At 32.5% G+C, this 12,356-nt stretch carries 16 protein-coding genes; 9 read left to right on the top strand and 7 right to left on the bottom strand.

Annotated elements, in window-relative coordinates:
* Positions 1-330 (top strand): transposase (locus NAT47_RS06985; RefSeq protein WP_250581650.1); only part of this gene is annotated, 330 nt, incomplete at its 5' end.
* 206 nt (positions 331-536) lie between these two features.
* Here NAT47_RS06985 and NAT47_RS06980 read toward each other — a convergent pair.
* The 7 genes from NAT47_RS06980 to NAT47_RS06950 all read right to left on the bottom strand — a co-directional run bounded on the left by NAT47_RS06980 (position 537) and on the right by NAT47_RS06950 (position 4,735).
* Complete coding sequence (locus tag NAT47_RS06980; protein ID WP_250581647.1) at positions 537-905, bottom strand: hypothetical protein; 369 nt, start codon at positions 903-905, stop codon at positions 537-539.
* A 176-nt stretch (positions 906-1,081) separates the two neighbouring features.
* Positions 1,082-1,510: a hypothetical protein gene (locus tag NAT47_RS06975; protein ID WP_250581646.1), complete on the bottom strand. Its 429-nt coding sequence runs from the start codon at positions 1,508-1,510 to the stop codon at positions 1,082-1,084.
* A gap of 63 nt (positions 1,511-1,573) precedes the next feature.
* A complete protein-coding gene (locus NAT47_RS06970; RefSeq protein ID WP_250581644.1) occupies positions 1,574-1,867 on the bottom strand; it encodes a hypothetical protein in 294 nt (97 codons plus the stop codon).
* 214 nt (positions 1,868-2,081) lie between these two features.
* A complete protein-coding gene (locus NAT47_RS06965) occupies positions 2,082-2,651 on the bottom strand; it encodes a hypothetical protein (RefSeq protein WP_250581642.1) in 570 nt (189 codons plus the stop codon).
* A 145-nt stretch (positions 2,652-2,796) separates the two neighbouring features.
* On the bottom strand, positions 2,797-3,138 hold the full coding sequence (locus NAT47_RS06960) for a hypothetical protein (protein ID WP_250581641.1): 342 nt from the start codon (positions 3,136-3,138) through the stop codon (positions 2,797-2,799).
* A gap of 341 nt (positions 3,139-3,479) precedes the next feature.
* Entirely contained in the window at positions 3,480-3,923 is a 444-nt protein-coding gene (locus tag NAT47_RS06955; protein ID WP_250581639.1) for a bifunctional nuclease family protein, read from the bottom strand.
* Positions 3,924-4,093: 170 nt separating this feature from the next.
* A complete protein-coding gene (locus tag NAT47_RS06950) occupies positions 4,094-4,735 on the bottom strand; it encodes a hypothetical protein (protein ID WP_250581638.1) in 642 nt (213 codons plus the stop codon).
* 499 nt (positions 4,736-5,234) lie between these two features.
* Here NAT47_RS06950 and NAT47_RS06945 point away from each other — a divergent pair, with 499 nt between their 5' ends.
* From NAT47_RS06945 to NAT47_RS06910, 8 genes are all read left to right on the top strand, one after another.
* Positions 5,235-6,056: an OmpA family protein gene (locus NAT47_RS06945; protein ID WP_250581636.1), complete on the top strand. Its 822-nt coding sequence runs from the start codon at positions 5,235-5,237 to the stop codon at positions 6,054-6,056.
* Positions 6,056-6,502, top strand: a complete 447-nt coding sequence (locus NAT47_RS06940; RefSeq protein WP_250581635.1) for a hypothetical protein — start codon at positions 6,056-6,058, stop codon at positions 6,500-6,502. The genes NAT47_RS06945 and NAT47_RS06940 overlap by 1 nt, the downstream gene beginning before the upstream one ends.
* Positions 6,503-6,576: 74 nt before the next feature.
* On the top strand, positions 6,577-7,755 hold the full coding sequence (locus tag NAT47_RS06935; RefSeq protein ID WP_250581634.1) for an AIR synthase related protein: 1,179 nt from the start codon (positions 6,577-6,579) through the stop codon (positions 7,753-7,755).
* Between the two features lie 72 nt (positions 7,756-7,827).
* A complete protein-coding gene (guaA, locus tag NAT47_RS06930; RefSeq protein WP_250581633.1) occupies positions 7,828-9,360 on the top strand; it encodes a glutamine-hydrolyzing GMP synthase in 1,533 nt (510 codons plus the stop codon).
* Between the two features lie 105 nt (positions 9,361-9,465).
* Positions 9,466-11,184, top strand: coding sequence for a LysM peptidoglycan-binding domain-containing protein (locus NAT47_RS06925; protein ID WP_250581632.1), 1,719 nt, complete (start codon positions 9,466-9,468; stop codon positions 11,182-11,184).
* On the top strand, positions 11,184-11,600 hold the full coding sequence (locus tag NAT47_RS06920; RefSeq protein WP_250581631.1) for an OsmC family protein: 417 nt from the start codon (positions 11,184-11,186) through the stop codon (positions 11,598-11,600). Before NAT47_RS06925 ends, NAT47_RS06920 begins: the two co-directional genes overlap by 1 nt.
* A gap of 85 nt (positions 11,601-11,685) precedes the next feature.
* Positions 11,686-12,096 (top strand): hypothetical protein, encoded by a 411-nt coding sequence (locus NAT47_RS06915; protein ID WP_250581629.1) that lies wholly within the window; start codon positions 11,686-11,688, stop codon positions 12,094-12,096.
* 14 nt (positions 12,097-12,110) lie between these two features.
* Entirely contained in the window at positions 12,111-12,341 is a 231-nt protein-coding gene (locus tag NAT47_RS06910) for a DUF3820 family protein (protein WP_250581628.1), read from the top strand.
* Positions 12,342-12,356: the final 15 nt, after the last annotated feature.

The following is a 12,356-nucleotide window of genomic DNA, read 5'->3' as shown; positions in this document are numbered from 1 at the left end:
GCATTAGAAGATTTTGCCAATAAATGGAATCATAAATATCCTTATGCAGTAAAATCTTGGGAAGAAAATTGGGAAGAACTCACCGTGTTTTTTGAATTCCCAATAGAAATTAGAAAAATAATTTATACCACTAATTTAATCGAGAATCTTAACGGTAAGATTAGAAAGTACACCAAAAATAAATTATCGTTCCCAACGGATGATGCTGTTTTAAAATCCGTATATTTTGCTCTGAGAGAAGCAACCAAAAAATGGTCAATGCCAATCCAAAATTGGGGATTAATCCTCAATCAGTTCTTAACTATATTTGAAAAAAGGGTTCAACTTTAAGTAAAAAGTCAAACCCCATTATTTTTAACTTACACACTTTTTAGGATAGTGTCCTTTTAAACTTCTCAACACATCGCTTGGAGCCTGTCCCGTATTTTCGGGAAACCGCCGTATACGAGAACCGTACGTACGGTGGTGTGAGAGGCTCTCCCTGTCAGTTTCTGGCAGGGCAGTCTACTCAATTAGCCGTTCGCTTTTATCTTCTTTTAGTTTATTTTTTCCCAGTTTGCTTCAAAATCTTTTTTTTCAATTTCTACAGCATTGAATTTATTTACAAAATCATTCAATAGAAAATAGTTGTCTATCCAATAACCGTAATCATTTTTAAAAGGCATTTTTAGAATTACCTTTTCATTTTTATCGATTCCTATTTCTCTTATTGGAATTCCACTTTCAGTTTCACATTCCAGAATCCAATATTCAACATCATCTATATATTTTTCAAAATCAGGATTTGCTTTTGGAATTATTTTAGATAAAACATTTCCGAGTAAATTAAAAAACAATTTTTTTAGAATCCCATCTTTTGGAGGTTCTGAGATATTTTCTGGAAGTTTAAACTTAATATATTTCATTTCCATTTAAGATTTCGTTTTTCCAAAGTGACGGCTAACGTCTTGCCGCTAGGGCGCGGTTTGGGATTAGTATACGCCAAATATCGGAGTTAAAAACCAACATTCCAAACACAAAACCAACTTTCCATAAGCAACCAAACCCAAATCCGCCTTAGCGGCTGTTAGCAGTAGTGCATTTATTCAGTGTAATTTTCCAATTTATATTTAAATACAAAACTTATAAAAACCAAAATAGGTAAAGCAATCCAAGCAGTAAATACGAGTTCAATTCCATTTTGTCCACTAGAACCATAACATATTGTTTTTGAGTTAGTAAAAAATTGAGCTAAACAGGCTTGTAGACTAATATATTCGATAAAGTTAAATAATGTCAGTTTTGTCAAAGTTGGATTTTTAGTTTTCTTAATATTTTCTATGAAAAAATATGGCAACGCGACAGAAATAAGACTTGTTATGAGCCATATTGATTTCCAAGAAGTGCTACAATCAATGCCGATATTGTCAGTCAATAGTTGAAACAAAAAAAATAAAATTGCAGTAAAACCAGGAATAAAAAATCCAATGGCGCAAGAAATTAAAGTAGGTTTGACAAAGTTAAATTTCATTTCAGTTTTGTTTCAATTTTATTGATGTATTCCGTCCACTTATAGTTATTAGAAGAAGCGCTATTAAATATTCAGTCCAAAATATATTCCGCTAACTATTGTCACGAGCAAACCTGAGTATAAATAACTTTTGGCTTTTAATTTTTCTGTTACAGTTATGAATTTAAAAATTCCAAAAAGCAATGGTGTCGAAAATAGAATTCCAAACGCAATATTTTCCGTTAACATAGCTTTATCAGAGGTCGCTCCAGCGCCAGAACCAAAATAAAGAAAGAAAAATAAAATAAGTCCAAAAAATCCAACAACCACAAAAAGCGATTCAATAATAACTAAAAGAAAAAACAATCGTATGTTCATAATAATTTATTAGATTCTCCGACTTGCGGTTGCATTACTGCTAACGTCCCGCCGGCTTTGTGAAGTGGCGGATTTTTGTCACTGATGTTTACAAATATACCGAAAAGTTTGAAAGAAAAAAGCTCAAAAGTTGGAGAGAAGTGCAAGCACTGGCTCCTCCAATTACACACCAAGCCCCGCCATTTCACAAAACCGCTGTTAGGCGCTGGTAATTTTAATCGTAATTCAGCTTTATTTTAGTAGCACCACTTTTTTTATAACACTTCAGTATATTTTTCAAAGTTTCTAAATCTTTGAGTATAGCTTTCGAACTTAAATATTTATTGTCATTTGGGTAGCCATACATCGGATGATTTTCATATTCTTTTTGCTTTTGTTCGATTTTTTTCATCTCGTTTAGATCAGATGAGAAATCGACTCCAAGTTTTATCGGATTGTATTTTATTTTTTGATAGTACTTTGGATTAGCTTTAATTTTTGAAATGAATTTGTCAATTACGGATTCGAATTTCGTAATGTTTTTCCAATATTTTTCAGAAGATTCCTCGTTATCAATAAAATCATATTCTTGAAATGTTGATAAATCAATATTGAGAATTCTTTCCACTTGGGAAACCATACTTTTATCTCCATAACCTCCAACTTGCTCAAAGAAAAATGACAGTCCTGAAGGAAAATTATCTTGGCAATTTGTTTTAACATTAGCTTCAATGGAATAGTCCATTCCAATATTTATAAAACTAAGATTGATAAAGCATATTATTGCTATAATGATTTTTTTCATCATTTTTGGGTTTACTTGCGCCTAACGTTCCGGCGCTTGGCGAGGTTGCGAGCTTCGGAACCGATTATTTTCTGTTAAAGATAAAATTTCTTGCGAGAAATAAACGTGTATTTACAACAAAATTCGCAATCTTGACAAACGCTTGTTAGCAGCTGGCGTTTTTAATTAGTAAATCAATAATACTTCGTTCTGTTTTTTTTGAGGCTCCAAAATCTATGAAGCCACTATCAGAAGAACCTCGACCTTCCGCATTTATTGCAATTAAGTTTTCACTCGCAAAAATTGTTACTTTGTAATCTATTCTCCACCAACTTTTTTGATAAATAAAGCTAAATGTGTTTTCATTCTGAATGTAACTATCTTTTGCTATATTTTTAATAACAGAAATTACATTTTCAATATTTTCTTTCTCTGAAAAATCATTTTCAAAGTAAGTTAATTTATAGTGTTTTCTCAATTCAAATAATCCGTAAGTTCCTAGAATCATTAGCCAGAAAGCTAGAAATAGTAAACCTTTAGATTTGTTATTTACAAACACCGAGTATATTAAGAAAAAAGAAACACAGATTACGGCTAAACAAAGAATTTTGTTAAATTGTTTTTTTGATTTTTTTTGTTTTTCAAATGAATTCTGAAAATTTTCTAATAACATTATGTTGTATGTTTTTCGTTTACGCTTGCTGCTAACGTTCAGGCGCTTGGCGAGGTTGCGAACTTCGGAACCGATTATTTTCTGTTAAAGATAAAATTTCTTGCGAAATGTAAACGTGAATTTACCACAAAATTCGCAATCTTGCCAAACGCCTGTTAGCAGCCGTTTTATGTTATTTAATATCTGATTTTTTCAAATATCTCTTTTTCAATATAAATTGGACTGCTATGTCTTAAGCATAAAGTAATTAAGTCAACTGTTCTAGCTTGAAATTCTTTGCATTTCTCTTTTCCACAATATTTAGCAATGGATTTATAATAGCCATCTTCACTTAACTCATTAATCAAAACATATTCTAATTTAAGTTCAAATTCTCGAATTACATTTTTGAATAAAATTTCCATTGTTTGGACTGGAGGTTCAATGTTTTCAATTGCCATTGCTAATATTTGACTTTCAGTTTTACCAGTTAAAATTTGCATTTTCTGTGTTTTATCATTTTTATTGAATAATGTTAAAACATATTTTTGATTGTTTTTCTTAAACACTTTTTCGAATATACTTCTTTCGATATTGTATATTCTTCCAATTTCTAATTCTATCCAATCTTTTTTAGTCATTTTTTGCGTTTTGTTGGTAAATGGCTGCTAACGTTCTGCGGCTTGCTCTCAGTGGCGTAAATCCAACACCAAGCCATTACAAATATAACAAAACATTCCATTCAGCAGCGGATTTTCCGTAGGAAAATCCGGAAGTAGCCATTGAAGCAAACCGTTGTTGTAGCACGTTTTTATTTTAGTCGATTAAACATAGCTTTACTATCCAAATCGTCAATTATTTTTTCACAAATAGCATTAAGTTTCACAATGGAAAGTACATTATTTGATTCATAGTTTAAGTTAGGTTTTTCTTTTTCCGTTGTCAAATTATGTTTGTTAAAATGATTTTTAAATTCATCGGAATTTATATAAAACCAAAAAAATCTTTGAGGTTGATGATTCTGATAATAAGTACTTTTATATATTTTTCCATTTGCAATACTGTCGGGTTTTATTTGATACGATTTTACTTCGTCGGATTTTAAGCTTTCCGAATTTTTCACATAGAATTCCGAAATTTTTGAATCGGATAATTTTAATGTATTAAATCCTCCACAATTATCAAATTTTTTCACATAATCATCTTTTCCATCTTTCCAAAACGCATACATTGTAAAGTAAATTCCATTTGGATTGCATGAATTTGGGTCGTCTAAATCGAAAATATATGCAGTTCCATATGTAATCCGTTTTACAACAAAAAAGTTCGTTATATTTTTTTTGTTCAGTTCCGTTTTAAGTTCTGAAATGAGCGATTCTGTTGGGTCAACTTTATCTTGTCCAAAGGTCAGATTAAAAATAAGAAGAAATATGATTGTTATGGATTTCTGCATTTTGTTTAAATGTGCTACAACTTGTTTATATACGAAGCTTTCAGACTACTTGCATACCCTAATGGCAAGATTAGCGAAAGTTGCAGAGTTTTTTATTTGTTAATCAAATATAATTAAAAAATTCATACGAAAGAGGAGTGGTTTATTTTTTTTAGTTAATGAATTAAACTAAATAGTAGTTTTTTAGGAATTTAATACCGTACTAATTTTAGTTTTTGCCCATTAAAATTTAAATTGCCCTAGGGCTTTTATATATTTTCCCTAGGGCAATTGTATTATTGCCCTAGGGAAATTTATTAATTTCTGTACAGAAATTAATAAATTATTGCTTATAAACTACTTTTTATCACTTAGTAAATAAATATTTAGTCGCTATGCTAAAGCATTTCTTAAAATAACAATACCTTATAGGCACGATGTTAAAATTCAAAATATAGAAAATAACTTTGGCACACTTTTATATGTACTAAATTTGTTGTTACTTCGTAAAAAAGAAAGGATGAAACGATATATTACTCTGTTGCTATTTTTTTGTGTACATTTTATTTTTTCGCAGGAAGAAGCCGTTTTTTATTTTGATAACAACAAGTTTGAATTGAATAAAACTGAAGCAGCCAAACTTCAAAAATGGATTGCTGAAAATAGCACTTCAAAAATTCTTTCCATCACAGGTTCTACAGATGAGGTGGGAAGCTCGGGCTATAATGATACCTTATCGCAAAAAAGAGTAAGTTTTATCTACAACCAAATCAAAGGAAAAGTAAACATCAGACCCGATTTTAAAAGTATTTCTTTGGGTGAAAAAGGCGCCACTTCTTCTAACAAAGCAGAAAATCGTAAAGCCATTATTCATTACCTTTTAGAAAAAGATTTAGATAAAGAAAACGAAGTTCTAGGAATCAAAAATGAAGAACCAGAAGTGGTAATTCCGGATGATGCGCCACTAGCTGAAAAAGTAAAATTAGCCAAAGTAGGGACAAAAATCCTATTGAAAAACATCAACTTTTATCAAAATACTTTTGCTACTGTGCCCGAATCTCAAGGAGCACTTTATGATTTGTTGTTTGTTATGCAAAACAATCCAAATTTAAAAATCGAAATTCAAGGCCATATTTGTTGTATCGATAAAGATTATAGAAATTTATCTTTAGACAGAGCAAAGCAAATCAAACGATTTTTAGTTTTTAACGGAATTCAACAATACCGCATTCAAACAAAAGGATTTGGTGTTACCCAACCTATATATCCCATTCCCGAAGAAACTCCTGAAAAAGCTGCAGCCAACAGAAGAGTAGAAATAGAAATTTTAAGTAAGAAGTAATGAAAAACGTTTTAATTTTATTTTGTTTAGCGATATCAATTTCCTTAACGAGTTGTAATGATGGTTGCGACGAAGGTAACCAACCAACGCCTGCTTCCTTTTTCATAGAAATTATCGATGCCACTTCAGGTGAAAATGTGTTTCAAAATGGTACTTACACGGCACAACAAGTAGTGGTAGAAGATGCTAATGAGGTTGCCATTTCAATTCGATTCATAGAGAATTTAAATGTGATACAAGTTTTTCCTCCTGTTTCTAATCTTTCTGGAAACACTCTTTTAGTAAAATTAAATAATACAACCACTTCTCAAACGGATGAAATTAGTGTTACTTATGATGTTTCTGCACTAGCTGGAGAATGTTTCACAACTTATAATATTGAGAATATTTTGTTTCCCAACAATCTATCTGAGTGGGTTGAAAATATTCATGTTGTAAAATTGTAACAAATTCTAATTCATATTTCTAAATTCTAAATTTTAGAACTATCTTTGCGCCACAACAACAACACACTACATTCATGAGTTCTGATACGAGCAAACGCTACAATTTAAGAGGAGTTTCGGCCTCTAAAGAAGATGTGCACCAAGCTATCAAAAATATCGACAAAGGCTTATTTCCTCAAGCATTTTGTAAAATCATTCCCGATTATTTAACTAATGACGACCAATATTGCATCATTATGCATGCCGATGGCGCAGGAACAAAATCTTCCTTAGCCTACCTATATTGGAAAGAAACAGGCGATATTTCGGTTTGGAAAGGAATTGCTCAAGATGCCCTGATCATGAATATCGATGATTTATTATGTGTTGGAGCAACTGATAATATTCTACTTTCATCCACTATTGGAAGGAATAAAAATTTAATTCCAGGCGAAGTTATTTCGGCCATCATCAACGGAACAGAAGAATTGATTTCAGAGTTAAAAAATCACGGAGTTACCATTTATTCCACTGGAGGTGAAACTGCAGATGTGGGCGATTTAGTGCGAACTATTATTGTAGATTCAACTGTTACAGCTCGCATGAAACGTGCGGATGTAATAGACAATGCAAACATTCAAGCAGGAGATGTCATTGTAGGTTTTGCTTCATTCGGTCAAGCTACTTACGAAAAAGAGTATAACGGTGGAATGGGAAGCAACGGCTTAACTTCGGCTCGTCATGATGTTTTTGCGAAATATTTGGCAGAGAAATATCCAGAAAGTTTTGATGCTTCAGTTCCAAATGAATTGGTGTATTCAGGTCAGACCAAATTAACAGATAAAGTTGAAAATAGTCCAATTGACGCTGGAAAATTAGTACTTTCTCCAACGAGAACATACGCTCCAGTGATCAAAAAGATTTTATCAAAATACAATTCCAATCAAATTCACGGAATGGTACACTGTTCTGGTGGTGCACAAACAAAAGTGCTTCACTTCGTAGACAACGTACACGTGATTAAAGATAATTTATTTCCAGTACCACCCTTGTTCCAATTAATTCGTGAACAATCCAAAACCGATTGGAAAGAAATGTACCAAGTTTTCAATTGTGGTCATCGCATGGAATTATATGTTCCTGCAGAAGTAGCACAAGACATTATCGAAATTTCAAAATCATTCCATATCGAAGCACAAATCGTAGGAAGAGTGGAAAAATCAGATAGTAAGAAATTAACAATTACATCCGAATACGGAACGTTTGAATATTAATCTGTAGAGACAAGTCATGACTTGTCTTTCTGTTTTTAATGAAATTAAAATTTACAACACAACAACAATAAAATGCAACACAACGTATTAATTTTAGATTTCGGTTCGCAATACACCCAATTAATTGCCCGAAGAGTAAGAGAATTAAACATTTTCTGTGAGATTTTTCCATTCGATAAAATCCCAGCAGATTTATCATCATACAAAGCTGTAATCTTAGGCGGGAGTCCGTTTTCGGTTCGTTCTGAAAACGCTTTACATCCTGATTTATCTCAAATAAGAGGGAAATTACCTGTGTTAGCCGTTTGTTACGGAGCACAATATTTAGCGCATTTTTCAGGTGGAGAAGTAGCCGCTTCTAACACAAGAGAATACGGAAGAGCAAATTTGTCTTACATTAAAGAAGACGAAGTGTTTTTAGAAGGTGTAAGTCCTAACAGTCAAGTTTGGATGTCGCATTCCGATTCTATCAAGAAATTACCAACAAATGGAGTAAAGATTGCTAGTACAAAAGATGTAGAAAACGCAGCTTATAAAATTGAAGGCGAAACCACTTATGCCATCCAATTTCATCCAGAAGTTTATCATTCTACAGATGGAAAACAAATGTTGGAAAACTTCTTAGTAAAAATTGCCAAAGTGCCACAAACTTTTACACCTAATGCTTTCGTTGAAGAAATTGTAGCCGAAATGAAAGCTAAGATTGGAACTGATAAAGTAGTTTTAGGACTTTCGGGTGGTGTTGATTCAACCGTAGCAGCCGTTTTGTTGAATAAAGCTATCGGTGAAAACTTATATTGTATTTTCGTAAACAACGGATTATTACGTAAAAACGAATTCCAAAATGTACTCAATCAGTACAAAGGAATGGGCTTAAATGTAAAAGGAGTAGATGCTTCGGCACGCTTTTTGGATGCGTTAGCAGGGTTAGATGATCCAGAAGCAAAACGTAAGGCAATTGGTCGTGTTTTTATTGAAGTTTTTGATGATGAAGCCAACCAATTAACTGATGTAAAATGGTTAGGTCAAGGTACCATTTACCCTGATGTAATTGAATCAGTATCAGCAACGGGCGGACCTTCGGCAACGATTAAATCGCATCATAATGTAGGTGGATTGCCAGATTTCATGAAATTGCAAGTAGTGGAACCTTTACGAATGTTATTCAAAGATGAGGTTCGTAGAGTAGGAAGAAGCTTAGGAATTGACGAAGAATTATTAGGCCGTCATCCGTTCCCCGGACCAGGATTAGCGATTCGTATTTTAGGCGATATTACACCAGAAAAAGTAGCTATTTTACAAGAAGTAGATGCTATTTTTATTAACGGATTAAAAGAACACGGATTGTACGATAAAGTTTGGCAAGCAGGTGCCATTTTACTACCGGTGAATAGTGTAGGTGTAATGGGAGATGAGCGTACTTATGAGAAAGTAGTGGCTTTACGTGCGGTGGAATCTACCGATGGTATGACGGCCGATTGGGTACATTTACCCTATGAGTTTTTAATGAAAATTTCTAATGAAATTATAAACAACGTTAGAGGGGTAAACCGCGTGGTGTATGACATCAGCTCTAAACCACCTGCAACGATTGAATGGGAATAAATTAATTTTAATTCAATACATAAATTTCAATAGCAATTATTTTTGTTCTATTTTTACAATATCAATTGCTATTGATTTTTTTATTTTAAAATGTTTAGGTTTATGATGAGAAGAATTGTATTTCTTATTTCTTTCTTTCAAGTTATTACGTTTCAGCTTCAGGCACAAATTCAACATGTTGTAGCCAAAGGAGAAACGGTTTTTCAAATTGCAAAAAAATATGAAGTAACGCCTTACGATATTTATCGTTTGAATCCAGATGCAAAAGAAGCGCTGAAAGAAAATACGACTTTATTAATTCCAAAACCATCAACTGGGAAAGCGATAGTTCATGAAGTAGGAGAGAAAGAAACGCTCTACGGAATCGCCAAAAAATATAACGTAACCGTATCAGATTTAGAGCAATGGAACAAATCTGCTTTAGAAGGAGGTTTAAAAAAAGGACAACAGATTTTTGTTTCCAAACCTTCATCTACTCAGGAAAAGTCTTTATCTACTTTTGTGTCTGATACTAAGCCTAAGATTGCTACTAAGACAGCACTGTCTGAATATGAAGTGCAACCTAAAGAAACATTATACAGTTTAACTAAGAAATTTAACATCAGTCAAGAAGATCTAATCAAGTTAAATCCAGATTTGCTAGAGGGAGTAAAGATTGGAATGATTCTGAAAGTGCCTTCTATCCCTAATGCTAATGTTAAAGTTAAAGATTCTGTATTAGCGCCTAAAAACAAAACTAATTTACTTGCTTCAGTAGATTTTACAGAACAGAAAAGTATGGTTTTGTTATTGCCTTTCAATATCAATAAAATGGAAACGGATTCTTTAAAAACAAGATCAGAACACTTAAAAACGAATAAATTCTTAAACCTAACTTTAGATTTTTATGCTGGAGCACTTATGGCGATAGACTCGGCAAAGGTGTTAGGTTTACCAATAGACGTCAAGGTTTACGATGTTGAAAGTTCAAAAAATGCTTCGAATGTAGCTTCTGTTATTTCAAAAAACAATTTTGAAGAGGTAGACGTGGTGATTGGACCATTTCAGAACTCAACAGTAGAAACAACGGCGCAATTGCTATCAAAATATAATGTTCCCGTAATTTCTCCCTTATCTAAAGAACGTGGATTGCCCATGAATAACTTGTATTATGCCGTTCCGTCGGAAGATTTATTAAAAGCTTCAATGTTCAATTATTTTAAGGCAAAAAATGGAAATGTAGTGGCAATTATAAGTGCTAAGAAAACAACTTCGAAGGAATTCATCACCAAGAATTATCCTGCCGTAAAACATGCCGCTTTTAATGATAAAGGCGCGTTAGATGTGGCACTTTTGAAATCTCAATTGGTTAAAGGTCAGAAAAATTTTGTACTTTTAGAAATAGAAAAGGCGAGTACTATTTTGAACATTACTAAAATCTTAAAAGGATTACAAAAAGAATACGATATTCAATTAGCGGTTTTAGAATTGTATGATGCCTTAAATTTTCAGGAAATTCCAATGAAAAATTTAACCGATTTAAAATTGTTATTTCCTTCCGCAACCAAGGTTGCAGAGACTCCGGAAGAAAGGATTTTTGAGCTACAATTCAAGAAAATAAACAATATTTATCCAAATGCTGCAGCCAAAAAAGGTTTTGATATTACTTTTGATGCCATGTTGCGTATTTGTCAGCCAGAAGGTTTTGCAAAATCGGCTGCAACAACTAAAACGGAATATGTAGAAAACGCATTTGACTACAATTCTAACAATGGTATGATTACCAATAACGCAACGTATTTGTTGTATTATGATAGTGATTTAACAATTAAACAAGCTCAATAATGGCCACTTCAAAAGTAACTTATTTAGGCGATTTACGCACCTCTTCGATACATTTACAATCGGGTTCTGAAATTATTTCGGATGCACCGCTAGACAACAACGGAAAAGGAGAAGCTTTTTCTCCAACCGACACTGTTGCCAATGGATTAGCCAGTTGCATGTTCACCGTTATGGGAATCAAAGCTCGCGATTTAGACGTAGATTTCTCAGGTTCAACAGCAGAAGTAACCAAAATCATGGGAACTGAACCAAGAAGAATTACAGAAATTCACGTAACTTTCCATTTCTCCATCAACCCCGACGAAAAAACAAAAACTATTTTGGAAAGAACAGCCATGACTTGTCCTGTTTTTTATAGTTTACATCCAGATATAATTAAAGAAGTAACTTTTAATTGGAATTCATATAATGAATAAGTTTTATTGTATATCAATATTCATTTTGTTATTTTTAAGTAGTTGTGTTAATGCTCAAAGTACTGAAAAGTATCAAATTTCGATTATGAAATTTACAAAAACTCTTGAAGGGGTTAATTTACCTGTTAAAGAAGTTTTGGTGGATTCAATGGGTTACGTTAGAAATAATCAAAATAAGGACATTATTAAAATTAATTTAGATAGTCTTAAACAATCAATTCAAGCTTTTTTACTAGATGATTCAATTAAAGAATACAAAGTAAATACTTATAAAAAGCGAAATATTTTTATTGATATTAACCCTGGGGAAACTTTAAATGTTTCAATTTCAAAAGTTTCTGATTTAGCAAATGAAAGAAATACTGAATTTAAAACGTATTATCAATATAATAAATCATTTCCTTATGAAGAAGATGATTCTTTAGTTTATGATTTTGAAAAATATTTTAACAATCCAGAGTCTAAAAAGTTAATAGATCTTTTGCATCAACTTTGAACAAAAATATCAACTTGGAAAAAGATAAGATTGAGTTCATCAAACTCGCACATACCAAAATGCCCTTTGGTAAATACGAAGGCTATTACTTAATCGACCTTCCGGAGTATTATGTTGTTTGGTATGCCAATAAAGGTTTCCCAAAAGGGCAATTAGGCGAACAATTAAAATTGGTCCATGAACTCAAGCTAAACGGCTTAGAAGAACTCGTTCGAAACATCCGCAGAAACTTTCCAAAAAAGTGATTTTTGAAGACATAA

It is taken from the genome of Flavobacterium fragile, assembly GCF_023634865.1.
In the GTDB taxonomy this organism is placed as follows: Bacteria; Bacteroidota; Bacteroidia; order Flavobacteriales; family Flavobacteriaceae; genus Flavobacterium; species Flavobacterium fragile.
This window is presented reverse-complemented; position numbering and strand designations above follow the sequence as displayed.

What these genes read in the sequence shown, in the direction of transcription:
- NAT47_RS06980 (WP_250581647.1), bottom strand. Translation starts at nt 905, where the DNA reads ATGAAATATATTAAGTTTAAACTTCCAGAAAATATCTCAGAACCTCCA.
- NAT47_RS06975 (WP_250581646.1), bottom strand. Translation starts at nt 1,510, where the DNA reads ATGAAATTTAACTTTGTCAAACCTACTTTAATTTCTTGCGCCATTGGA.
- NAT47_RS06970 (WP_250581644.1), bottom strand. Translation starts at nt 1,867, where the DNA reads ATGAACATACGATTGTTTTTTCTTTTAGTTATTATTGAATCGCTTTTT.
- NAT47_RS06965 (WP_250581642.1), bottom strand. Translation starts at nt 2,651, where the DNA reads ATGAAAAAAATCATTATAGCAATAATATGCTTTATCAATCTTAGTTTT.
- NAT47_RS06960 (WP_250581641.1), bottom strand. Translation starts at nt 3,138, where the DNA reads ATGATTCTAGGAACTTACGGATTATTTGAATTGAGAAAACACTATAAA.
- NAT47_RS06955 (WP_250581639.1), bottom strand. Translation starts at nt 3,923, where the DNA reads ATGACTAAAAAAGATTGGATAGAATTAGAAATTGGAAGAATATACAAT.
- NAT47_RS06950 (WP_250581638.1), bottom strand. Translation starts at nt 4,735, where the DNA reads ATGCAGAAATCCATAACAATCATATTTCTTCTTATTTTTAATCTGACC.
- NAT47_RS06945 (WP_250581636.1), top strand. Translation starts at nt 5,235, where the DNA reads ATGAAACGATATATTACTCTGTTGCTATTTTTTTGTGTACATTTTATT.
- NAT47_RS06940 (WP_250581635.1), top strand. Translation starts at nt 6,056, where the DNA reads ATGAAAAACGTTTTAATTTTATTTTGTTTAGCGATATCAATTTCCTTA.
- NAT47_RS06935 (WP_250581634.1), top strand. Translation starts at nt 6,577, where the DNA reads ATGAGTTCTGATACGAGCAAACGCTACAATTTAAGAGGAGTTTCGGCC.
- guaA (WP_250581633.1), top strand. Translation starts at nt 7,828, where the DNA reads ATGCAACACAACGTATTAATTTTAGATTTCGGTTCGCAATACACCCAA.
- NAT47_RS06925 (WP_250581632.1), top strand. Translation starts at nt 9,466, where the DNA reads ATGAGAAGAATTGTATTTCTTATTTCTTTCTTTCAAGTTATTACGTTT.
- NAT47_RS06920 (WP_250581631.1), top strand. Translation starts at nt 11,184, where the DNA reads ATGGCCACTTCAAAAGTAACTTATTTAGGCGATTTACGCACCTCTTCG.
- NAT47_RS06915 (WP_250581629.1), top strand. Translation starts at nt 11,686, where the DNA reads ATGAAATTTACAAAAACTCTTGAAGGGGTTAATTTACCTGTTAAAGAA.